Annotated in this window: 20 protein-coding genes and 1 other RNA gene; 12 read left to right on the top strand and 9 right to left on the bottom strand. The window is 54.2% G+C overall.

The features are described 5' to 3' along the window. Positions 1–109 precede the first annotated feature (109 nt). Positions 110–970, top strand: coding sequence for a small-conductance mechanosensitive channel MscS (locus tag N0B36_RS13640; RefSeq protein ID WP_019077645.1), 861 nt, complete (start codon positions 110–112; stop codon positions 968–970). Between the two features lie 41 nt (positions 971–1,011). On the opposite strand, the gene dctP is transcribed toward N0B36_RS13640, so the two are convergent. Beyond that, positions 1,012–2,058 (bottom strand): TRAP transporter substrate-binding protein DctP, encoded by a 1,047-nt coding sequence (gene dctP / locus N0B36_RS13635; RefSeq protein ID WP_259688492.1) that lies wholly within the window; start codon positions 2,056–2,058, stop codon positions 1,012–1,014. A 200-nt stretch (positions 2,059–2,258) separates the two neighbouring features. Here dctP and argO point away from each other — a divergent pair, with 200 nt between their 5' ends. The 3 genes from argO to srsR all read left to right on the top strand — a co-directional run bounded on the left by argO (position 2,259) and on the right by srsR (position 4,793). Then, positions 2,259–2,894 carry an arginine exporter ArgO gene (argO, locus tag N0B36_RS13630; protein WP_259688490.1) on the top strand — a complete coding sequence of 212 codons (636 nt, stop codon included), beginning with the start codon at positions 2,259–2,261 and terminating at the stop codon, positions 2,892–2,894. Positions 2,895–2,987: 93 nt separating this feature from the next. Continuing rightward, complete coding sequence (locus N0B36_RS13625) at positions 2,988–3,710, top strand: oxidative stress defense protein (RefSeq protein ID WP_029139653.1); 723 nt, start codon at positions 2,988–2,990, stop codon at positions 3,708–3,710. A gap of 186 nt (positions 3,711–3,896) precedes the next feature. Next, a complete protein-coding gene (srsR, locus tag N0B36_RS13620) occupies positions 3,897–4,793 on the top strand; it encodes a LysR family transcriptional regulator SrsR (protein WP_046274941.1) in 897 nt (298 codons plus the stop codon). On the opposite strand, the gene N0B36_RS13615 is transcribed toward srsR, so the two are convergent. The 5 genes from N0B36_RS13615 to argP all read right to left on the bottom strand — a co-directional run bounded on the left by N0B36_RS13615 (position 4,790) and on the right by argP (position 11,329). Continuing rightward, positions 4,790–6,256, bottom strand: a complete 1,467-nt coding sequence (locus tag N0B36_RS13615) for an acetyl-CoA hydrolase/transferase family protein (RefSeq protein ID WP_149382400.1) — start codon at positions 6,254–6,256, stop codon at positions 4,790–4,792. The genes srsR and N0B36_RS13615 overlap by 4 nt on opposite strands. A gap of 24 nt (positions 6,257–6,280) precedes the next feature. Further along, positions 6,281–7,066: a methylmalonyl-CoA decarboxylase gene (scpB, locus tag N0B36_RS13610; protein ID WP_016154367.1), complete on the bottom strand. Its 786-nt coding sequence runs from the start codon at positions 7,064–7,066 to the stop codon at positions 6,281–6,283. Between the two features lie 10 nt (positions 7,067–7,076). Continuing rightward, positions 7,077–8,072 (bottom strand): methylmalonyl Co-A mutase-associated GTPase MeaB, encoded by a 996-nt coding sequence (meaB, locus tag N0B36_RS13605; RefSeq protein WP_181626958.1) that lies wholly within the window; start codon positions 8,070–8,072, stop codon positions 7,077–7,079. Then, positions 8,065–10,209 carry a methylmalonyl-CoA mutase gene (gene scpA, locus N0B36_RS13600; RefSeq protein ID WP_181626959.1) on the bottom strand — a complete coding sequence of 715 codons (2,145 nt, stop codon included), beginning with the start codon at positions 10,207–10,209 and terminating at the stop codon, positions 8,065–8,067. The genes meaB and scpA overlap by 8 nt, the downstream gene beginning before the upstream one ends. Positions 10,210–10,435: 226 nt before the next feature. After that, complete coding sequence (gene argP / locus N0B36_RS13595; RefSeq protein ID WP_003825477.1) at positions 10,436–11,329, bottom strand: DNA-binding transcriptional regulator ArgP; 894 nt, start codon at positions 11,327–11,329, stop codon at positions 10,436–10,438. Between the two features lie 170 nt (positions 11,330–11,499). Between argP and rpiA the strand changes: the two genes are divergently transcribed. Both rpiA and serA read left to right on the top strand, forming a co-directional pair. Next, positions 11,500–12,159: a ribose-5-phosphate isomerase RpiA gene (gene rpiA, locus N0B36_RS13590; RefSeq protein WP_016154364.1), complete on the top strand. Its 660-nt coding sequence runs from the start codon at positions 11,500–11,502 to the stop codon at positions 12,157–12,159. Positions 12,160–12,429: 270 nt separating this feature from the next. Then, positions 12,430–13,662, top strand: coding sequence for a phosphoglycerate dehydrogenase (serA, locus tag N0B36_RS13585; protein WP_016154363.1), 1,233 nt, complete (start codon positions 12,430–12,432; stop codon positions 13,660–13,662). A 381-nt stretch (positions 13,663–14,043) separates the two neighbouring features. On the opposite strand, the gene N0B36_RS13580 is transcribed toward serA, so the two are convergent. From N0B36_RS13580 to zapA, 3 genes are all read right to left on the bottom strand, one after another. Then, on the bottom strand, positions 14,044–14,640 hold the full coding sequence (locus tag N0B36_RS13580) for a 5-formyltetrahydrofolate cyclo-ligase (RefSeq protein ID WP_047414432.1): 597 nt from the start codon (positions 14,638–14,640) through the stop codon (positions 14,044–14,046). A gap of 19 nt (positions 14,641–14,659) precedes the next feature. Continuing rightward, positions 14,660–14,843, bottom strand: a non-coding RNA gene (gene ssrS / locus N0B36_RS13575) — 6S RNA. A gap of 41 nt (positions 14,844–14,884) precedes the next feature. Next, positions 14,885–15,214 (bottom strand): cell division protein ZapA, encoded by a 330-nt coding sequence (gene zapA / locus N0B36_RS13570; protein ID WP_003026980.1) that lies wholly within the window; start codon positions 15,212–15,214, stop codon positions 14,885–14,887. Positions 15,215–15,381: 167 nt separating this feature from the next. Between zapA and N0B36_RS13565 the strand changes: the two genes are divergently transcribed. The 6 genes from N0B36_RS13565 to gcvH all read left to right on the top strand — a co-directional run bounded on the left by N0B36_RS13565 (position 15,382) and on the right by gcvH (position 21,789). Next, positions 15,382–15,960 (top strand): YecA family protein, encoded by a 579-nt coding sequence (locus tag N0B36_RS13565; RefSeq protein ID WP_141875622.1) that lies wholly within the window; start codon positions 15,382–15,384, stop codon positions 15,958–15,960. Positions 15,961–15,984: 24 nt separating this feature from the next. Beyond that, entirely contained in the window at positions 15,985–17,310 is a 1,326-nt protein-coding gene (gene pepP / locus N0B36_RS13560; protein ID WP_259688489.1) for a Xaa-Pro aminopeptidase, read from the top strand. Then, complete coding sequence (gene ubiH / locus N0B36_RS13555) at positions 17,307–18,485, top strand: 2-octaprenyl-6-methoxyphenyl hydroxylase (protein ID WP_200047150.1); 1,179 nt, start codon at positions 17,307–17,309, stop codon at positions 18,483–18,485. The genes pepP and ubiH overlap by 4 nt, the downstream gene beginning before the upstream one ends. Before the next feature lie 139 nt (positions 18,486–18,624). After that, a complete protein-coding gene (gene ubiI / locus N0B36_RS13550) occupies positions 18,625–19,827 on the top strand; it encodes an FAD-dependent 2-octaprenylphenol hydroxylase (RefSeq protein WP_016154357.1) in 1,203 nt (400 codons plus the stop codon). 452 nt (positions 19,828–20,279) lie between these two features. Beyond that, complete coding sequence (gene gcvT / locus N0B36_RS13545; RefSeq protein WP_047499315.1) at positions 20,280–21,374, top strand: glycine cleavage system aminomethyltransferase GcvT; 1,095 nt, start codon at positions 20,280–20,282, stop codon at positions 21,372–21,374. Between the two features lie 25 nt (positions 21,375–21,399). Beyond that, a complete protein-coding gene (gene gcvH, locus N0B36_RS13540) occupies positions 21,400–21,789 on the top strand; it encodes a glycine cleavage system protein GcvH (RefSeq protein WP_003026965.1) in 390 nt (129 codons plus the stop codon). Positions 21,790–21,952: the final 163 nt, after the last annotated feature.

Below are 21,952 nucleotides of genomic sequence, written 5' to 3'. Positions count from 1 at the left end.
AGGGATCATGTTGAAAAAATGGCAGATTCGGTCTTTTTTGTTTACCTTTAATAGGGTGTTTTCGTGAGATTGATCTCGTAATTTTTTTGACATGCTCAAGGAATATTGAATGGAAGATTTGAATGTTGTCGACAGCATAAACGGTGCGGGCACCTGGCTGGTCCGCAATCAGGAGCTACTGTTGAGCTATGCCGTCAACATCGTTGCGGCTCTCGCGATTGTCATTATCGGTATGATCGTGGCGCGTATCGTATCAAACACCGTTAACCGCCTGATGCTGGCGCGTAAAATTGATGCCACCGTTGCCGACTTTCTTTCTGCACTGGTGCGCTACGGTATTATCGCTTTCACGCTGATTGCCGCGCTGGGTCGCGTTGGGGTGCAAACTGCCTCCGTGATCGCCGTTCTCGGTGCCGCAGGTTTAGCTGTCGGTCTGGCGCTGCAAGGGTCGCTGTCCAACCTCGCCGCAGGCGTGCTTCTGGTGATGTTCCGTCCGTTCCGCGCGGGTGAATATGTAGACCTTGGCGGCGTTGCGGGAACCGTGCTTAACGTGCAGATTTTCTCCACAACTATGCGTACCGTAGACGGTAAGATTGTGGTGATCCCAAACGGTAAAATCATTGCCGGGAACATCATTAACTTCTCTCGCGAGCCGGTCCGTCGTAACGAATTTATTATCGGCGTGGCCTACGACTCTGATATCGATCAGGTGAAAAAAATCCTCACTGATATCATCCAGTCTGAAGATCGCATCCTAAAAGACCGTGAAATGACGGTACGCCTGAATGAGCTGGGCGCATCCTCGATTAATTTCGTCGTACGCGTCTGGAGCAACAGCAGCGATCTGCAAAGCGTCTACTGGGATGTACTGGAGCGTATTAAGCGCGAGTTTGACGCCAACGGTATCAGCTTCCCGTACCCGCAGATGGATGTGAACTTTAAACGCGTGAAAGAGAACGCGACCGAGTAACTTCAGCTAAAAACGCCCGCCAGAGAGAGGCGGGCGTTGATTTATCTCGTCTTGTTAAGAATTGCGCTGACACCCTGCATCAGCTCGCCAACATCGCTTATTCCTTTACTTTCCTGTTGAGCAATCCATTCGGCCTGAACGTGCTGATAACCGGTAGCGGCTTGCCACGCATTCAGCTCGCTGTTGCTCAGGTAGTGAACGTGTGCGCCCTCTTTTGCCATCTTTTTCGCCATTGCGGTCAGGCTTGCGTCCTGCACTGCGCCAATACGCTTTTGCGTCATGGCGGCGGCCCGATTGATGGCTGCGCGATCTTTCACATCCAGGCTATCCCAGACGTCTTTATTCATCACCAGAAGATAAACGTGTCCGAGCCAGAGCGAAGGGGAGAGCTGAATATAGGGGGCCGCCCGCTGGGCATGGATATCATCTCCGCTGTCGAGGTTAACCATCAGGCCGTCAAGCTGTCCGGTCTGAAGCGCATCGGTAATTTTTTCATTCCATGGCATGCTGACCGGCACGCCGCCCGCGTTGCGTAAAAATGATTGATGCCAAAAGCTGGCGGTCCGCCATTGGCTTGCATTCAGCTGTGCCAAATCGACGTTCGGCTTGGTAGTAAAAAATCCAACCGGATAGCCGAGGAAAAACTGAAGATTCACCAGATTGTTGTTTTCCAGCTCGCGACCAAACTGGCGATACTCGCGGAAAATCCGCTGAAAGGCGTTAACCTGCGCTTCACCACGACCCGGTCCGAGGGGGAAGCTCTTAAAAATCTGGTGTCGCGGCAGTTGTTCGGGCGTGTACTCAGGGACCACGATCCCCATATCCGCCACGCTGCCCTGGCCGATCGTTTTTAAGGCGTCATAGCTGGTGGACAGCTCGCCGTTCCAGTGAGCGTCGATTTTCAAACGTCCAAGCGACTCTTGTTCGATCGCGCGAAAAAAAGTCTCTTTTATGAGCCGGGTACGCATGTTGCCATATGGCTCGTGATCGGTATAGCGCAGCGTTCTGTCTGCGCTGGCGACAGTGGGCCACAAACTGGTAACTACCAGCGAGGCACAGAAGAGAAAAATGTTCGCGTTATGCTTCATACCCATTCCTTTGGTATAGACAGACTTATCTTTCAGCATACCTCGGGTAACGCACAATCGCTATTGTCAGAGACTGAATATGGAGGGGAGTGTGCGCGGTATTATTAATAATGCTAATTACTGATTAATATTATCCATTTCCTCTAATGAATCCCGCGCAGTATAGTCTGCCCACAAGACAATTATGTGAGATGCTTTACATGTTATCCTACTATTTTCAAGGGCTTGCGCTTGGTGCAGCCATGATACTTCCGCTTGGTCCACAAAATGCCTTCGTGATGAACCAGGGGATCCGTCGTCAGTATCACATCATGATTGCTTTACTCTGCGCTATCAGTGACTTAGTGCTGATTTGCGCGGGGATCTTCGGCGGTAGCGCCTTGCTGATGCAGTCGCCATGGCTGATGGCGCTGGTCACCTGGGGCGGGGTCGCATTTTTACTCTGCTACGGATTCGGTGCGCTAAAAACGGCGATGAGCAGTAATCTGGAACTGGCCAGCGCCGAGGTGATGAAGCAGGGGCGCTGGAAAATCATCGCCACTATGCTGGCGGTGACATGGCTCAACCCACATGTTTACCTGGATACCTTTGTGGTGCTCGGGAGTCTGGGGGGGCAACTGGACGTTGAGCCTAAACGCTGGTTTGCACTGGGAACCGTCAGCGCTTCGTTCCTGTGGTTCTTCGGTCTGGCATTGCTGGCGGCCTGGCTGGCACCGCGTCTGCGAACTGCGAAAGCACAGCGCATCATCAATACGCTGGTAGGATTAGTGATGTGGTTTATCGCTTTTCAGCTGGCAAAAGAAGGTGTTGCGCACGTTCATGCGCTGTTCAACTAAGTGTTGTCTGATGGACAACGCAGCGAGATCGGCTAAGCTTGCCTGCATGTGCCCTGAGTTTTGGGGTAATTAATGAAACATGGAGGAACGACCGTGAAGTTCAAAATAATGGCCCTGGCGGCATTAGTCGGATTCAGCGCACTATCGGTACAGGCAAATGAGTTGCCAAATGGACCGCACATCGTGACTTCCGGAACGGCAAGCGTAGATGCAACACCAGACATCGCCACCCTGGCGATTGAAGTGAACGTTGCTGCAAAGGATGCGGCTTCCGCGAAGAAGCAGGCCGATGAGCGCGTGGCGCAATATCTGTCTTTCCTTGAACAGAACCAGATAGCGAAGAAAGACATTAGCGCTGCAAACTTGCGTACGCAGCCGGACTACGACTACCAGAACGGTAAAAGCATCCTCAAAGGTTATCGTGCAGTGCGCACCGTTGAAGTCACGCTGCGTCAGTTGGACAAACTCAACGCTCTGCTTGATGGCGCGCTGAAGGCCGGTCTGAATGAGATTCGTTCGGTATCGCTGGGCGTTGCCCAGCCGGATGCTTACAAAGACAAAGCGCGTAAAGCGGCGATTGATGATGCTGTTCATCAGGCTGAACAGCTGGCCGCGGGCTTTAATAGCAAACTGGGTCCCGTTTACAGTGTGCGTTACCACGTTTCCAATTATCAACCGAGCCCGATGGTACGGATGATGAAAGCAGATGCAGCGCCTGCAACCTCCGCTCAGGAAACCTACGAACAGCCGGTTATTCAGTTTGACGATCAGGTTGATGTCGTCTTCCAGATTGAGCCTACAGTAACCAATAAGTAGTCTTGATAAGGCGTAAGTCGCCATCCGGCAAGATTTTAGCCTGATGGCGATGCTTACGCGTCTCATCAGGCCGACAAAACATTCCAGCCGGTTTTTTCTGTGAGCAACTGTAAAAATGAGACCTCACATTCAGTCTTTTTTTTCGTGGTAATGAGGATAGGCCATAGCGATTTTTAAGGGGACGCTATGGATATTTTTATCTCGAAAAAGATGCGTAATTTCATTCTGCTGGCGCAAACCAATAACATCGCCAGAGCGGCAGAAAAAATACATATGACCGCATCGCCTTTCGGTAAAAGCATTGCTGCACTGGAAGATCAAATCGGCTATACGCTGTTTACCCGTAAAGATAACAACATCAGCCTGAATAAAGCCGGACAGGAGCTGTATCAGAAGCTGTTTCCCGTCTATCAGCGCCTCTCTGCCATTGATAATGAAATCCATAACGCCTCTTGTCGCTCGCGGGAAATCGTCATCGGTATCGATAATACTTATCCAACGATTATTTTTGACCAGTTGATTAGCCTTGGCGATAAATATGACGGCGTGACGGCCCAGGCCGTTGAATTCAGTGAGAATGGGGTGATTGATAATCTGTTCGACCGCAAACTGGATTTCATTATCTCGCCACAGCACGTTTCCCCCCGCGTACAGGAGTTGGAAAATCTGGCGATCAGCGAACTGCCTCCGCTACGTCTGGGGTTTCTCGTTTCCCGGCGCTACGAAGAGAAACAGCCGCAGGATCTGCTGCGCGAGCTACCCTGGCTGCAAATGCGCTTCCAGAATCGCGCCAACTTTGAGGCAATGCTGGATGCTTACATGCGGCCCTGCGGGATCAATCCGACGATTATCTACCGTCCGTACAGCTTTATGGCCAAGATTAGCGCGGTGGAACGCGGGCAGTTTTTGACGGTGATTCCTCATTTTGCCTGGCGGCTGGTGAATCCGTCGACGCTAAAGTATTTCGACGCGCCCGGCAGCCCCATGTATATGCAGGAGTTTCTCTATTCTCTGAAAAATCATCGTTATACCGGCACCATGCTCCAGCATATTGCTGAAGATCGTGACGGTACGGCAAGTTAACCGAGCATCGATCCTGTCTCGAGAAGGTTGCGATGCAGATCGAACGCATGGCTGAGATCGTGATGGATATGCCCGCCGGGTGCTTTTTCCAGATAGCGGTGCAGGTAGTCCCGGTAAAGGGGATGCGCACAGTTATCGATAATCGTGTGCGCCCGCTGCATCGGAGATAACCCACGCAGATCGGCAATCCCTTGTTCGGTCACGATCACTTTAACGCTATGTTCGCTGTGGTCGACATGGCTGCACATCGGCACGATGGTTGAGATTTTCCCGCCTTTGGCAATCGACGGCGCCATAAAGATAGACAGGTAGGCGTTGCGCTCGAAATCCCCGCTGCCGCCGATCCCGTTCATCAGGTTCACGCCCGCAACGTGCGTGGAATTGGCATGGCCGTAGATATCAAACTCAAGCCCAACGTTGAGCGCAATGACCCCCAGCCGACGGATGATTTCCGGGTTATTGGAGATCTCCTGCGGGCGCAGCACAATTCGGCTGGCGAAGAAGTCCATATTGTCGTAAATCTTCTGTAGCGACGGGGCTGAGATGGTCAGGCTGGAGGCGCTGGCACCGGTGATCTTGCCCGTTTCCAGCAGATGCACCACCGATTCCTGTAACACCTCTGAATACATCATAAAGGGCGGAATATCCGGATTCTCCCCCAGTCGCGCCATTACCGCGTTGTTGATATTGCCCACGCCGCTTTGTAAGGGCAGAAACTCTGCTGGAATGCGTTTGTGCGCCATTTCTGCCAGTAGGAAAGTGACGACGTTATCGGCAATTTGTTGGCTGACCGGATTGGTTTTATCCGACGCATTCCCGGCATCGGGCAGCTCGGTATCCACCACCGCGACCACTTTCCTGGGGTCTATCTGCACGCACTGACTGCCCACGCGATCCATGGTATGAAATATGGGCACGCTGTTACGCCGCGGCGGTGCGCCGGGTATTACGATGTCGGCAAACTCAGCCACGCGTGGATTATGGTAATGATTCAACTCGATAATCACCTTTTTCGCCCGCAGCAGCCAGGTGGGCGCATTGCCAATACCGCTGGAAAGCCAAATCCGGCCATCCGGCGCAATGGCGGAGGCTTCAATGACGGCAACATCGATTTCGCCAAAAAAGCCGTAATTAACCATCTGCGCGACTTCGCTCAAATGGAGATCGACAAACCTCACCTGGCCCTGGTTAATTTTCTCGCGCAGGCCAGATGAGGTTTGATAAGGCGCACGCCAGGAAACGGCATCCGCCGCGGATAGTGCATCATCAGCGGCGGCGCCAATTGACGCCCCGGTCAACAGGCGGATCTGAAAAGGCTGCCCGTCCTGATGCCGTTCGCAGGCGCGTTGGGCAATTGCGGTGGGTAACGCTTTTGGCGAACCCGCGGGGGTAAAGCCGCTGAACGCCACCATATCATCGTGCTGGATAATTTCTGCCGCCTGTTCGGCGCTCATCCGTTTCATGGCCGTCTCCTTCGTCGGACGTGATTAATGGCCAACAAAATTAGGTTTACGTTTTTCCATAAACGCGTTCATCCCTTCCTGATAATCCTCGCTGTCATATACCGCGCGGCGCATGCCCTGAATGCGCTCGAATTCGTCAGAGTTCATGGTGTGTGCTTCGCCCAACACGCGCAGTTCTTCTTTGATGACGGCGATTGCCAGCGGCGCTTTTTCCGAGATGTGATGCGCCATTTGCAGGGTGAAATCTTCCAGTTCCTCGGTTGGAACGACATGGTTGAGGATCCCGACCGCCATGGCGCGTTGAGCGGTGATGGGCGAGGCGGTAAAAATCAGCTCCTTAACGATGTGAAAACCAGCGTCGCGGGTCAGGTTGTGGATGCCCACCAGGTTATAGGGCACGCCGAGGTTGACCGGGGTCATGGAGAAGGTAGACGTACTGGCTGCGATGATCAGATCGGAACTCATGATCATCTCAAACGCGCCGCCCCAGACGCTGCCTTCAACCATGGAGATCACCGGCTTCGGATATTTTTGGATCATACGAGTTATCTGACGCAGCGGATCGTCATAAGAGAGCGGATCGCGACGTCCGGTGGGGAGTTCATGAATATCATGCCCGGCAGAGAACACTTTGGCCCCGCTCGGGGCGCGCAGAATGATGCAGCGAATGTCCGGACGATTGAGGTCGTTCAGCGCCTGCATCAGATCGTCAATAAACACTTTGCTCAGGGCATTGAGCTTGCGGGCGTAATTGAACTCAATGACCGCGACTTTCTGGATGATGACCACGTTGACGTATTGATAAGACATAATGTTCTCTTTATTGAAAGTAATGATGCTGGATAAATTCGCTGATGTGCCGCAGGCCGGTGCGCGGCGAAAGATCATTGTTTTTGACGGCCAGCAGCGTCTGCTGGAAATACCGGTCGAAATCAGCCCGGGCAAACAGCAGATGCAGGGCTTCTTCTTCAGCCTGCTTGTGTAGCCATTCCACCGCCTGCTGCTGGCGGACTTTTTCCAGTCGACCGCTGGCGGTAAGGCACGTTTTAAAGTCGGTTATCGCCTGCCAAACCTCCTCAATGCCGCGTTTTTCCAGGGCGCTACAGGTCAGAACCTGCGGCTGCCACTCGTCATATTTGCGGCGCAGAATATGCAGGGCGGATTCGTACATATGGCGGGCGATGGCAACGCTGGTACGGTTATCACCGTCGTCCTTGTTGATGACGACCAGATCCGCCATCTCCATCAGGCCTTTTTTGATGCCCTGCAAATCGTCGCCACCGCCGGCGATTTGCAGTGAGAGAAAGCAATCCACCATGCCTGCGACTTCGGTTTCTGACTGCCCAACGCCGACGGTTTCCACAATCACCACGTTGAAGCCCGCCGCCTCGCACAGCAGCATTAATTCGCGGGCGCGCTGGCTGGCACCGCCTAAATGACCGCTGGAAGGAACCGGACGTATAAACGCAGATTCTGCGCGAGCCAGTTCCGTCATGCGGGTTTTATCACCCAGAATGCTGCCGCCGCTGACCGGGCTGCTGGGATCGACGGCGATCACCGCTACCCGTAACCCGCGGCGAATCAACAGCATGCCGAATGCTTCCAGAAAGGTGCTTTTACCCGCGCCCGGCGTGCCGGTGATCCCCAGACGCAGGGCGTTACCGGTGAACGGCATAATCGCGTCCAGCAATTGCGTACTCAGCGGCTGGTGGCGCGGGTGATTGCTTTCGACCAGCGTCATCGCCTGGGCGAGCGTAGCCCGTTCACCGAGTCGCAAGCGGCGGACGGTATCCTCAAGCGTGGCGGCGTTAATCATGATGCTGACTGATACGGGTTAACACATCGCGGACGCTGTCGAGCATTGGCGTGCCTGGGCCATAAATGGCTGCCACGCCATGTTCGTGTAGAAAAGCGTAATCCTGTGGCGGAATAACCCCGCCGGCGACGACGCAAATGTCTTCGCGTCCCCAGCCTTTGAGCGCGGTGACCAGCTCCGGGATCAATGTCTTATGACCCGCCGCCAGCGATGATGCGCCAATGACATGCACATCGTTTTCTACCGCCAGACGGGCAATTTCCTCCGGTGTGGAGAACATCGGGCTGAGATCGACATCGAAGCCGAGATCGGAGTAGGCGCTGGCGATCACTTTTGCGCCGCGATCGTGGCCGTCCTGACCCATCTTGGCGATCAGAATACGCGGGCGGCGGCCATTTTCTGCGAGGAACTGTTCGGTTTGCGCAACAATGGCATCGAACTCATCGGCGGATTTGTCGGACTGGTGATAGCTTTGTGCAATCACCCCGGTAACGCACTGGCTGGGAACCAGATAACGGTCAAAGGCGGCCTCGAGCGCATCGGAGATTTCACCGAGCGTGGCGCGAACGCGGGCGGCGTTGACGGCGGCGGCCAGCAGATTTTCATTCTGTTGCGCAGCGTGGGTCAGCGCGGATAGCGCGGCTTTAACCGCATCATTGTCGCGGGTGGCGCGGATATGCTGCAGTGAGGCAATCTGCTCGTTGCGCACCTTCACGTTGTCGATCTCCAGCACCGACGTGTCGTCTTCTTTATCCAGCTTGTATTTGTTCACCCCGACGATAACGCGCTTACCCTGGTCGATCAGCGACTGTTCGCGCGCGGACGCTTCTTCGATCATCCGTTTAGGAAGTCCGGCTTCAATCGCCTTCGCCATGCCGCCTGCCTCATCAATCTGCTTGATGATCGTGCGCGCCTGCTTCACGATTTGATCGGTGAGTGATTCGACGTAATACGATCCGGCCAGCGGATCGACGGTGCGGCAGATCTCTGATTCTTCCTGAATGATGATCTGCGTATTACGCGCAATACGGGCGGAGAAATCGGTGGGCAGACCGAGTGCTTCATCAAAAGCGTTGGTATGCAGAGACTGGGTGCCGCCAAGCGTAGCGCCGAGCGCTTCAATGGTGGTTCGTACCACGTTGTTGTACGGGTCCTGCTCGGTCAGGCTCCAGCCTGAGGTCTGGCAGTGGGTACGCAGAGCGAGAGATTTCGGGTTGGTCGCGCCAAAACTGCTGACCGCTTCGCTCCACAGATACCGTGCAGCGCGCAGCATGGCGACGTTCATAAACAGATCCATGCCGATGCCGAAGAAGAATGACAGGCGCGGGGCGAAGTCATCAATTTTCAGTCCGGCGGAAAGCGCGGCCTTGATGTATTCAATACCGTCTGCCAGCGTAAACGCCACCTGCTGTACGCAGTTTGCCCCGGCTTCACCCATGTGATAGCCGCTGATGCTGATGGTGTTAAAGCGCGGCATGTTGCCTGAGCACCAGGCGATGATGTCGGCGATAATGCGCATGGAGGGTTTTGGCGGATAAATGTAGGTGTTGCGGCACAAGTACTCTTTCAGAATATCGTTCTGAATGGTCCCGGTGAGCTGTTCCGGCGTCACGCCTTGCTCCTGCGCCGCGACGATATAAAACGCCAGCACCGGCAGCACCGCGCCGTTCATGGTCATCGATACCGACATCTTATCCAGCGGGATCTGGTCGAACAGCACCTTCATATCTTCGACGGTATCGATCGCCACGCCGGCTTTGCCGACGTCGCCCGCTACGCGCGGGTTGTCTGAGTCATAACCACGATGAGTGGCAAGGTCAAAGGCGACGGAAAGCCCTTTTTGCCCAGCGGCGAGGTTACGGCGGTAAAAGGCGTTGGACTCTTTGGCGGTAGAGAAACCGGCGTATTGGCGAATCGTCCACGGCTGCGCGGTATACATTGTGGCGCGCGGGCCACGCACGTAAGGCGGCAGACCGGGCAGGGTGCCCGTGACTTCCAAATTATCGAGGTCCGCTTCGGTGTACAGCGGCTTGATGGTAATCCCTTCCGCCGTCTGTCTTTCCAGCGACTCAACGGTTTTTTCCCGTCGACTGAGTTCTTTATTGGCGAGTGTTTGCCACTCCTGCACATTAGCCATTTTTTGCTCCGTATTACGCAATAAGTTGAATCTTTGCGAATACGGTGTGCTTTTTCATTTGGCTTGTCGCCAGCAAAAAATAGCCAACAGGACGTCGTTTTTTGCCGTGTGGCGTGTTTTATTTTGTGATGTATTTCAAAGACGTGGCGGGAATAGCATGAAAAGAGGGGAAAGGCTTGCAGGCCGGATAAGGCGTCACGCCGCTATCCGGCCTCTGTTCGAGGAATTAATCCTGACGCAGTACGTTGTGGCCATAGGCCAGCAGCGCGTCGGTGACGTTGCGCATCATGCGGCTTTCTGGTGCAAAGCGGTGCCAGTATAGCATCCGACGCTGGAACAGGCCTGGCGTTAAGTCGATAAGCTCACCGCTTTCCAGCTCTTTCTCAATCTGTAAGTGTGGGATCATGCAGCAGGTTGTTCCCTGACGGGCTAACTGGACGAAGGCTTCAGACGAGTTAACGATATGGCACGGTACGCTGCCCGGCGGCAGGTCGAAGTTTTGTTGCAAGAACGCCTGGTGCATATCATCAAGATGGTCAAACGCGACCGCCGGGGCTTTCAGCAGGGCGGAACGGGTGACGCCGTTTGGGAAATAACGCTCGGCGAAAGGTTTAGAGCCAACAAACAGGTAGTCCAGCGCGCCCAGTTTATCCACCAGACAGCTTGGCAGCGCCTGATGTTGAATACTCACCGCACCGACTACTTCACCACGACGCAGACGTTCCTGGGTTCGGGTTTCATCTTCAACTTGCAGGTTCAGTCGAATCGGTGAATTAGCCAGTACCGGGGCCAGCGCCGGAAGTAACCAGGTCGCCAGACTGTCGGCGTTCACCGCCAGCGAAAGCAGAAGCGGCGTCGAGCCGGTTTGTTCATCGCCCAGCCACTCGTCTTCCAGCAGTTCAACCTGGCGCAGAAGCGCCAGTAGTTTCTGTCCCTGTTCCGTTGGGCGCGGCGGTACGGTGCGCACCAGCAGCGGTTGTCCGAACATATTCTCAAGCTGTTTTATGCGCTGTGAAACCGCGGATTGCGTGATGCACAGCTTTTGCGCCGCGCGTTCAAATCCTCGTTCACGAATAACCGCATCCAGTGCTTGTAGTGTTCTGTAGTCCGGACGTTTCATTGCTTTGACGCACTCCTGAAATTTTTGCTTGTTCTGCACTATGACACAATTTTTGATTGGGTAAAGACGAAATCCGCCGCTTGCGAGCGGGTGTGGGGACATTTTTCTGCACAATGTTCTATAATGCGCGTGAATTTTCCCACCATATTCACACCACAGGCGAAACGATCATGACGCAGGATGAACTGAAAAAAGCAGTAGGATGGGCGGCACTTCAGTATGTACAGCCCGGCACCATTGTGGGCGTAGGTACAGGTTCAACAGCCGCACACTTTATTGATGCGCTGGGCACAATGAAAGGTCAGATTGAAGGTGCGGTATCCAGTTCGGACGCATCGACTGAAAAACTCAAAAGCCTTGGCATCCACGTGTTCGATCTTAACGAAGTGGATAGCCTCGGCGTATACGTTGACGGCGCGGATGAAATCAACGGTCACATGCAGATGATCAAGGGCGGCGGCGCAGCGTTGACCCGTGAAAAAATCATTGCTTCCGTGGCGAAGAAATTTATTTGCATCGCGGATGCGTCTAAAGAAGTCGATATTCTCGGCAACTTCCCGCTGCCGGTCGAAGTGATCCCAATGGCGCGCAGCGCTGTGGCTCGCCAGTTGGTGAAGCTGGGCGGTCGTCCTGAATACCGTCAGGGCGTCGTGACGGACAACGGCAACGTCATCCTCGATGTGCACGGTCTGGAGATCCTCGACGCCATCGCGCTGGAAAATGCCATCAATGCGATTCCAGGTGTGGTAACCGTCGGCCTGTTTGCCAACCGTGGTGCGGATGTCGCGCTGATCGGTACGCCTGACGGCGTGAAAACTATCGTAAAATGATCTGACGGGAGCGTCTTCTCCCGTTAAAAAAATTTTGGCAGGGCAAATTTGGTGACTTGTGTCACGTTTATAATATTGTCCTGCCGATCTCTCCAAAGAAAAAGTTATCGCCAGTATTTTCCTCTGACATTTCCCGTTGAATGACATTTCTTCAGCACGGCGACGCAAACGTTCATATTGCCGCAATATTATTTTTTGATATGTTGAAGAGACGGATGAAAATCCCACACACAACACATCAGTTTGAACAAAAAAGACAGGGTCGGGGAAATGGCAAAGGTATCACTGGAGAAAGATAAGATTAAATTTCTGCTGGTTGAAGGCGTGCACCAAAAAGCACTCGAAAGCCTTCGTGCAGCAGGTTATACCAACATCGAGTTTCACAAAGGTGCTCTGGACACTGAACAACTGAAAGAGTCCATCCGTGATGCCCACTTCATTGGCCTGCGATCCCGTACCCATCTGACTGAAGATGTGATTGACGCCGCAGAGAAACTGGTCGCGATTGGCTGCTTCTGCATTGGCACCAACCAGGTTGATCTAAGTGCAGCGGCAAAGCGCGGGATCCCTGTATTTAACGCACCATTCTCTAACACACGTTCCGTTGCTGAGCTGGTGATTGGCGAACTGCTGCTACTGCTACGTGGCGTACCCGAAGCGAACGCCAAAGCGCACCGCGGCGTGTGGAATAAACTGGCTACCGGCTCTTTTGAAGCGCGTGGTAAAAAACTGGGGATCATCGGCTACGGCCACATTGGTACTCAGTTGGGCATTCTGGCGGAATCGCTCGGGATGCATGTCTTTTTCTATGATATTGAAAATAAACTCCCGCTTGGCAATGCCACGCAGGTACAGCATCTTTCCGACCTGCTCAATATGAGCGACGTGGTCAGTCTGCACGTGCCGGAAAATGCCTCCACCAAAAACCTGATGGGCGCGCGTGAGATTTCGCTGATGAAGCCGGGGGCGCTGCTGATTAACGCCGCACGCGGTACGGTTGTTGATATTCCTGCGTTGTGCGACGCATTAGCGACTAAACATCTGGCGGGGGCTGCAATCGACGTATTCCCAACCGAGCCGGCAACTAACAGCGATCCTTTCACTTCGCCGCTGTGTGATTTCGATAACGTGATCCTGACGCCGCACATTGGTGGTTCAACGCTGGAAGCGCAGGAAAACATCGGTCTGGAAGTAGCTGGGAAACTGACCAAGTATTCCGACAACGGGTCTACGCTGTCTGCGGTAAACTTCCCGGAAGTTTCGCTGCCGCTGCACGGTGGTCGTCGTCTGATGCACATTCACGAAAACCGTCCGGGCGTACTGACGGCACTGAACCAGATTTTTGCCGAGCAGGGCGTCAACATTGCCGCGCAGTATCTGCAAACTTCCGCGCAGGTAGGTTATGTGGTTATCGATATTGAAGCGGATGAAGATGTGGCGGAGAAAGCGCTGCTGGCGATGAAAGCCCTTCCTGGAACCATTCGCGCTCGTCTGCTGTACTGATTTCCTCTACATGGGCAGGCGGTTGACCTGCCCATCTTTCCTCTGATTTCCCTGCCTCAAAATCTCTTTCTGTAACGCATACATTCTGTTTTCGAGCTTTGCCGCAGTTGGCAACTAAAGGCAGCGTTGCGTGTTGTACAGCAATAAAAGGAATTTACGATAGGGGCGCAGCATAGCGCTGAAACGGGAAAGCCCCTACCGAAGCAGGGGCTCTAAAAAGGAAAGGGACGATGATGAGATACGTCATCATGCTGCTGATCCTGTTAATCATCGCTTGCCCAGCATATTAACAGAGAGTACGCAGGAGGGAGGTTCGCCTCCCTCACCCTTCACCGAGGAATTTAGGTCAAAAAAACGGCGCTGTCAATCGGCAAAAAACGGCTACCACTCCCAGATTTTGGACGGCGTCACCACCGCTGGCAGCGGGATATCCCACTCTTCAACCGGCAATTTTTCTACCAACTGGCAGTCATGCGCGTAGCCCACGGGTTGGATCTTATGCTGCTGCCAGTTTTGTAGCGTGCGGTCGTAAAATCCGCCGCCCATGCCCAGGCGTTGCCCGTCCTCATCAAATGCCACTAACGGCGTAATCAGTACGTCCAGCTTTGACAGCGGCAATACGTCGCGTACATCAAGCCGTGGTTCCTGGATCTTTAAGCGATTGGTCACCAGGTCGCTGCGCGGATGATAGTGCAGGAACAGTAAATTACCGGGACTGAAGGGATGAAGAACCGGAAGGTAAACGCGCTTGCCCGCTCGCCACAGCTGATCTATCAGCGGCTGGGTATCGAGTTCGCCATCGAACGAGAGAAATACCGCCACAGTATGCGCGAGTACAACAGGGGGAAAACTGAGCATTCGGGTCGCGGCTTGCTGACCGTAGTGTCGTTGCTGTTCAGAGGTCAGCGCGCGACGACGCTGTCGAATCAGTTGACGAATTTCTTGCCGGGATAAAGGGAGTTCAGAAAGTAGTGTCATGGCTGTTGCCAGGTAGAAGGGAATCTCCGAGATGCCGCCGCAGGCTGTAACCCTTGAACCCTTGGTTCAAGGTGAATGCGTCGTCACAGTTTTAAGGCTTCTCGGACGGGCCGAGCATGCTCACCAACCATGGAGCGCCACATTCTTGTGGTATGAAATATCGGCTCAGGGGACTGGCCCGCTTGCAAACATCTCAGAGAAATTTTGTCTTCACGGTCACTCTACCACAGTAAACCGAAAAGTGTTATTCAAAGTTTTGGCCCGTTTTTTCGGTTATGCGACCCTGATCAAGCAACGCCTGTTCGATGGTCTGTTGTAGCATCCGAATACGTTGTTCCATGCTCGCCGCGTACTCACGCGTCTTCGCTTTTTCCTGAGTTAATTCATAGCTGATGTTCAACGCGGCGATGAAAACCAACTGCTCAGTATTTGTGACTCTAGTGCGAACTTTCAGATCTTGCAATCGCTGATTGAGATCGTCCGCAGCCTGATTCAACGCATCCCTTTGTTCAGGCGGGCAATTCACTCGCAGTGAACGGCCAAATATTTGGATATCGACGGGTTGTGCAGACATGCCACCTTCCTGCTGATTGACTGCGCTGCCTTCGTCTCCAGACCTTGGGTCCGCGAAGGGGCGACACTATAGCTACCCTGGTATCAAGATACAAGCCCTTTTCTGGTCCACCAGGGCCCAAAGTGGTAGCATACCATGAATATTCCTCCCTTTGATGACGAATGCTTATGTCTATACAGAACGAAATGCCTGGCTACAACGACGTTAGCCAGTTTTTGAACCAACAAGGGGCTGGATTAACCCCGGCCGAAATGCACGGCTTGATCAGCGGGATGATTTGCGGCGGCAACAACGACAGCTCATGGCAGCCGCTGCTGCACGACCTGACGAACGAAGGTTTGGCCTTCGGTCACGAGCTGGCTCAGGCACTGATGAAAATGCACTCTGCCACCAGCGATGCCCTCGAGGACGACGGTTTCCTTTTTCAGCTTTATCTGCCTGAAGGCGACGATGTTAGCGTGTTTGATCGTGCCGATGCGCTGGCGGGGTGGGTAAACCACTTTTTGCTGGGCCTTGGCGTTACGCAGCCAAAGCTCGACAAGGTGACCGGTGAAACCGGTGAAGCGATTGACGACCTGCGCAATATCGCTCAGTTGGGATATGACGAAGACGAAGATCAGGAAGAGCTGGAAATGTCGCTCGAAGAGATTATCGAATACGTGCGCGTAGCCGCCTTGCTGTGTCATGACACGTTTACGCGTCAGCAGCCGACCGCGCCGGAAATCCGTAAACCGACTCTGCACTAAGAACGAAACGCAAAGGAGAGTGTGATGAGCGAGATATCTCAGCAAGAATTCCAGCGTCGTCGCCAGGCTTTACTGGCACAAATGCAGCCCGGCAGCGCCGCGCTGATTTTTGCCGCGCCTGAAGCGACGCGCAGCGCGGACAGTGAATACCCGTACCGCCAAAGCAGTGATTTCTGGTACTTCACCGGTTTTAACGAACCGGAAGCCGTGCTGGTGCTGATTAAAAGTGATGACACTCATAACCACAGCGTTTTGTTTAATCGGGTTCGCGATCTGACGGCGGAGATCTGGTTTGGCCGCCGTCTGGGCCAGGACGCCGCACCGGCAAAACTCGGCGTTGACCGGGCGCTGGCCTTCAGTGAAATCAACCAACAACTGCACCTGTTGCTCAATGGCCTGGACGCGGTGTACCACGCACAGGGCGAATATGCCTGGGCAGATGAGATTGTGTGCACGGCGTTGGATAAACTGCGTAAAGGCTCCAGACAAAATCTGCACGCACCCGCTGCGGTCATCGACTGGCGTCCAATGGTGCATGAAATGCGCCTGTTCAAATCAGCAGAAGAAATTGCGGTCATGCGCCGTGCCGGAGAGATCAGTGCGCTGGCGCATACCCGCGCGATGGAAAAATGCCGTCCGGGAATGTTTGAATACCAGTTGGAAGGGGAGATTCACCACGAGTTTACTCGCCATGGCGCGCGTTACCCATCCTATAACACGATTGTCGGCAGCGGCGAAAACGGCTGTATTCTCCATTACACCGAAAATGAAAGTGAAATGCGCGATGGCGATCTGGTGTTGATTGACGCCGGGTGTGAATACAAAGGTTATGCGGGCGACATTACGCGTACCTTCCCGGTAAACGGCAAATTTTCCCCTGCTCAGCGTGAAATCTACGACATCGTACTGGAGTCATTAGAGACCAGTCTGCGCCTGTATCGCCCGGGGACGTCCATCCAGGAAGTCACCGGCGAAGTGGTGCGCATCATGATTACGGGTCTGGTGAAGCTTGGCATTTTGCACGGCGAGATCGACCAACTGATTACCGAAAATGCGCATCGCCCATTCTTTATGCATGGTCTTAGCCATTGGCTGGGACTGGATGTGCACGACGTTGGCGTTTATGGTCAGGACCGCTCACGTATTCTCGAGCCAGGAATGGTGCTCACCGTCGAACCGGGGCTGTATATCGCGCCGGACGCCGATGTGCCGCCTGCTTATCGTGGTATCGGCATTCGTATTGAAGATGACATCCTCATCACCGAGGACGGCAATGAGAACCTGACCGCCAGCGTGGTGAAGAAAGCGGATGACATTGAAGCCTTAATGGCTGCGGCGCGGCTGCAATGAGCGTGATTATCGTTGGCGGTGGTATGGTCGGTGCAACGCTGGCGCTGGCCATTTCTCAGCTCAGCCACGGGACTCTGCCTGTTCACCTGATAGAAGCGAGCGAACCTGAAACTGACCGCCATCCAGGGTTTGACGCCCGGGCGATCGCGCTGGCGGCAGGGACCTGCCAACAGCTGGCGCGAATTGGCGTATGGCAGGCGATTGCCGATTGCGCAACGGCGATCAAAACGGTTCACGTCAGCGATCGCGGCCATGCCGGATTTGTGACGCTGGATGCGCAGGAATACCGTATTCCGGCGCTGGGCCAGGTGGTGGAACTGCACGATGTCGGGCTGCGTTTGTTTGCGCTGCTGCGTAAAGCGCCGGGCATCACGCTACACTGCCCCGACCGTGTAGCCAGCGTGTCACGCACGCAGGAACGCGTTGAGGTTACGCTGGAAAATGGCGAGATGATCAATGGTCGCCTGTTGGTGGCCGCCGATGGCACGCGCTCCGCACTGGCTACCGCCTGCGGCGTTGACTGGCAGCAACAACCCTATGAACAACTGGCGGTGATTGCCAACGTCACGACCTCCGTTGCGCATGACGGGCGAGCGTTTGAACGTTTCACACAATATGGTCCGCTGGCAATGCTACCGATGTCTGATGGTCGCTGCTCGCTGGTGTGGTGCCATCCGCTGGAGCGGCGTGATGAGATTATGGCCTGGTCCGACGAACAATTTTGCCGCGAACTGCAAACTGCGTTTGGCTGGCGGTTGGGGCGTATTACCCAGGCCGGTAAACGCAACGCCTATCCGCTTTCATTAACCTCGGCGCAAAAAGCCATTATCCATCGTACTGTGCTGGTGGGGAACGCAGCACAGACGCTGCATCCCATTGCCGGACAAGGTTTCAACCTTGGTCTGCGCGATGTGATGAGCCTGGCTGAGACGTTGACGCAGGCGCAAAACTGCGCGGAAGATATCGGTGATTATGCGGTACTGGCACGCTATCAGCAGCGCCGCGAACGCGATCGCGAAACGACGATTGGTGTGACCAACAATTTGGTGTATTTGTTTGCCAATCGCTGGGCCCCGCTGATCGTTGGGCGTAATGTCGGGCTGATGGCGATGGAATTATTCACGCCTGCACGCGATGCGCTGGCGGAGCGGACCCTCGGTTGGGTTGCGCGATAGATATATCCTGTAGGCCGAATTAAAGAAGCTGGCCTGATTAGCGCAGCGCCATCAGGCAATGTCGCGGAAGTAATGCCGGATGGCGGATTTGCATTATCCGGCCTACGGTTTTTGATTGTCCTATTTTCAGGAGCAAACAGTGCAAAGTGTTGATGTAGCAATTGTTGGTGGCGGCATGGTGGGACTGGCGGTTGCCTGCGGCTTGCAGGGCAGCGGGTTGCGCGTTGCGGTGTTAGAACAACATGTTCCGCAGCCTTTGGCGGCGGATGCACCTCCTCAGCTTCGCGTATCGGCCATTAATGCCGCCAGTGAAAAACTGCTTAGCCGACTGGGCGTCTGGTCCGACATTGTTGCCCGTCGCGCTTGTTGCTACCACGGCATGGAAGTCTGGGACAAAGACAGCTTTGGGCGTATTGCGTTTGATGACCAGAGCATGGGCTACAGCCATTTAGGCCACATCGTTGAAAACTCAGAGATCCATTACGCACTCTGGCAAAAAGCGCAGCGTTCAGCGGACATTACGCTGATGGCGCCCGCTGAGTTACAGCAGGTAGCCTGGGGTGAGAATGAGGCATTTCTGTCCCTGAAAGATGGCGCAATGCTGACCGCTCGCCTGGTGGTCGGCGCCGATGGCGCTAACTCCTGGCTGCGCAACAAAGCGGATATTCCGCTCACTTTCTGGGATTACCGTCATCATGCGCTGGTGGCGACTATCCGTACGCAGGAAGCTCACGGCGCGGTTGCGCGGCAGGCGTTTCACGGTGAGGGGATCCTGGCGTTCCTGCCGCTCAGTGACCCGCACCTGTGCTCTATCGTCTGGTCGCTCTCGCCGCAGGAAGCAGAACGCATGCAGCAGGCAAGCGTTGATGAGTTTAATCAGGCGCTGAATATCGCTTTTGATAATCGCCTGGGGCTGTGCAGCCTTGAAAGCGAGCGTCAGGCGTTTCCGCTGACGGGACGCTATGCCCGTCAATTCGCTGCTCATCGTCTGGCGCTGGTGGGGGATGCGGCGCATACCATCCACCCGCTTGCGGGTCAGGGGGTTAACCTTGGCTTTATGGATGCGGCGGAGCTGATCGATGAGCTGAAGCGGCTACAGCGTCAGGGCAAAGATATTGGTCAGTATCTCTATTTGCGCCGCTACGAGCGCAGCCGTAAGCACAGCGCAGCGATGATGCTGGCCGGTATGCAGGGCTTTCGTGAACTGTTTGCTGGCGAGAATCCGGCGAAAAAACTGCTGCGTGATATTGGTCTGAAACTGGCCGATACCCTGCCAGGCGTAAAACCACAGCTCATCCGCCAGGCGATGGGACTGAACGATCTTCCTGAGTGGTTACGCTAGCGTCCGTAAGGACAATCTTAAGAGTTTGAGACCCGTCACACTTTCCACTCCCGGCCTGCGCGCCGGGGTGCTTCTCTCATTTGAAATAATCTAATTCCACGCCTTTTTTCGCATTAGTTTTTTTAATATTACGTTTTTTTCATAACGCCATTTTTGACAATTTTTCCACATTTAATGTTGGTTGGTGCTGTTAATTCCAGCTTGTATTTATTTTTTGTTCTGATTATTTGTCGTATGGGTGGGGTTTTGTTCTGCCGGTGATTTTGCTGTTTTTGGCCATAAGCTAATGTGATGGTTAATTTTGCCTTATGGTTTAGCGTCTGTTTCGGTGGTAAGTTCAGGACAAAGAGAACGTTTGCGTCGTGGCCCCTGGAGCGGCTGCGGTGCTGGGTTTCGTGGCGAAAATTTCACCGCGAAAGAGTTGGTAGCCCCGCTTATTCAACGAGGAAAAGATGGCTCAACAGACTCCTTTGTACGAACAACACACGCTATGTGGCGCGCGCATGGTAGATTTCCATGGCTGGATGATGCCACTGCATTACGGTTCTCAGCTTGATGAACACCATGCTGTTCGCACCGATGCCGGAATGTTTGATGTGTCACATATGACCATCGTCGACCTGCGCGGTAGCCGCACCCGGGAGTTCTTGCGTTATCTGCTGGCAAACGACGTCGCGAAGCTAACGAAGACGGGTAAAGCCCTCTACTCCGGTATGCTCAACGCGTCGGGCGGCGTGATAGATGACCTGATTGTCTACTACTTCACTGAAGATTTCTTCCGCCTCGTTGTAAACTCCGCCACCCGCGAAAAAGACCTCTCCTGGATTACCCAACACGCTGAACCTTACGCCATCGACATCACCGTTCGAGATGATCTGTCGCTGATTGCGGTGCAGGGCCCAAACGCGCAGGAAAAAGCAGCCACATTGTTTACTGACGAGCAGCGCCAGGCGGTAGAAGGCATGAAGCCGTTCTTCGGCGTTCAGGCGGGTGATTTGTTTATCGCAACCACCGGTTATACCGGCGAAGCAGGCTATGAAATTGCCATGCCGAGTGAAAAGGCGGCAGACTTCTGGCGTGCGCTGGTACAAGCAGGTGTCAAACCTTGCGGTCTTGGCGCGCGCGACACGCTGCGTCTGGAAGCCGGCATGAACCTGTACGGTCAGGAGATGGACGAAGGCATTTCCCCGCTGGCGGCCAACATGGGCTGGACTATCGCGTGGGAACCGACTGACCGCGACTTTATCGGTCGGGAAGCGCTGGAAATGCAGCGTGAAAAAGGCCACGAACAGTTGGTTGGACTGGTGATGACCGAGAAAGGCGTACTGCGTAATGAACTGCCGGTGCGTTTCACCGATGCTTCCGGCAATCAGCAGGAAGGTATTATCACCAGCGGGACATTCTCCCCAACCCTGGGTTACAGCATCGCGCTGGCGCGTGTCCCTGCGGGTATTGGTGAGACCGCGATCGTACAGATCCGTAACCGCGAAATGCCGGTAAAAGTGACTAAACCTGTTTTTGTGCGTAACGGCAAAGCCGTCGCGTAATTCATCCTTTTTTGGAGATTGATTGATGAGCAACGTACCTGCAGAACTGAAATACAGCAAAGAACACGAATGGCTGCGCAAAGAAGCTGACGGCTCTTACACCGTTGGGATCACCGAACATGCTCAGGAGCTGTTAGGTGACATGGTTTTCGTTGACCTGCCCGAAGTTGGCGCAACCGTCAGCGCGGGCGATGACTGCGCCGTTGCGGAATCCGTAAAAGCGGCATCCGATATTTATGCGCCAGTAGGCGGTGAGATTGTTGCGGTTAACGACGCGCTCAGCGACTCCCCGGAACTGGTCAACAGCGAGCCGTATGCAGGGGGCTGGATCTTCAAAATCAAAGCCAGCGATGAAAGCGAAATTGAATCGCTGCTGGATGCGACTGCATATGAAGCTTTGTTAGAAGACGAATAAATACGCTTCATTCTTCACGTTGCAGGTGTGTTGGCTTTCTTGCACACCTCAGTTACTTACTGATGTAAGCTCCTGGGGATGTGCTGCGTCGCCGCCTTCCTGCAACGCGAATTTTTTGCGTATTCAGGTAAGTAGAGACACCTACGATTCACTGCACGTTTCA

The organism is Citrobacter sp. XY323 (assembly GCF_025106035.1).
Lineage (GTDB): Bacteria > Pseudomonadota > Gammaproteobacteria > Enterobacterales > Enterobacteriaceae > Citrobacter > Citrobacter braakii.
The sequence above is the reverse complement of the archived record's forward strand: the minus strand, read 5'-3'. Positions and strand labels throughout refer to the sequence as shown.

What these genes read in the sequence shown, in the direction of transcription:
- serA (WP_016154363.1), top strand. Translation starts at nt 12,430, where the DNA reads ATGGCAAAGGTATCACTGGAGAAAGATAAGATTAAATTTCTGCTGGTT.
- argP (WP_003825477.1), bottom strand. Translation starts at nt 11,329, where the DNA reads ATGAAACGTCCGGACTACAGAACACTACAAGCACTGGATGCGGTTATT.
- zapA (WP_003026980.1), bottom strand. Translation starts at nt 15,214, where the DNA reads ATGTCTGCACAACCCGTCGATATCCAAATATTTGGCCGTTCACTGCGA.
- N0B36_RS13565 (WP_141875622.1), top strand. Translation starts at nt 15,382, where the DNA reads ATGTCTATACAGAACGAAATGCCTGGCTACAACGACGTTAGCCAGTTT.
- srsR (WP_046274941.1), top strand. Translation starts at nt 3,897, where the DNA reads ATGGATATTTTTATCTCGAAAAAGATGCGTAATTTCATTCTGCTGGCG.
- pepP (WP_259688489.1), top strand. Translation starts at nt 15,985, where the DNA reads ATGAGCGAGATATCTCAGCAAGAATTCCAGCGTCGTCGCCAGGCTTTA.
- ubiH (WP_200047150.1), top strand. Translation starts at nt 17,307, where the DNA reads ATGAGCGTGATTATCGTTGGCGGTGGTATGGTCGGTGCAACGCTGGCG.
- meaB (WP_181626958.1), bottom strand. Translation starts at nt 8,072, where the DNA reads ATGATTAACGCCGCCACGCTTGAGGATACCGTCCGCCGCTTGCGACTC.
- argO (WP_259688490.1), top strand. Translation starts at nt 2,259, where the DNA reads ATGTTATCCTACTATTTTCAAGGGCTTGCGCTTGGTGCAGCCATGATA.
- N0B36_RS13640 (WP_019077645.1), top strand. Translation starts at nt 110, where the DNA reads ATGGAAGATTTGAATGTTGTCGACAGCATAAACGGTGCGGGCACCTGG.
- scpA (WP_181626959.1), bottom strand. Translation starts at nt 10,209, where the DNA reads ATGGCTAATGTGCAGGAGTGGCAAACACTCGCCAATAAAGAACTCAGT.
- gcvT (WP_047499315.1), top strand. Translation starts at nt 20,280, where the DNA reads ATGGCTCAACAGACTCCTTTGTACGAACAACACACGCTATGTGGCGCG.
- N0B36_RS13615 (WP_149382400.1), bottom strand. Translation starts at nt 6,256, where the DNA reads ATGAAACGGATGAGCGCCGAACAGGCGGCAGAAATTATCCAGCACGAT.
- dctP (WP_259688492.1), bottom strand. Translation starts at nt 2,058, where the DNA reads ATGAAGCATAACGCGAACATTTTTCTCTTCTGTGCCTCGCTGGTAGTT.
- N0B36_RS13580 (WP_047414432.1), bottom strand. Translation starts at nt 14,640, where the DNA reads ATGACACTACTTTCTGAACTCCCTTTATCCCGGCAAGAAATTCGTCAA.
- gcvH (WP_003026965.1), top strand. Translation starts at nt 21,400, where the DNA reads ATGAGCAACGTACCTGCAGAACTGAAATACAGCAAAGAACACGAATGG.
- rpiA (WP_016154364.1), top strand. Translation starts at nt 11,500, where the DNA reads ATGACGCAGGATGAACTGAAAAAAGCAGTAGGATGGGCGGCACTTCAG.
- scpB (WP_016154367.1), bottom strand. Translation starts at nt 7,066, where the DNA reads ATGTCTTATCAATACGTCAACGTGGTCATCATCCAGAAAGTCGCGGTC.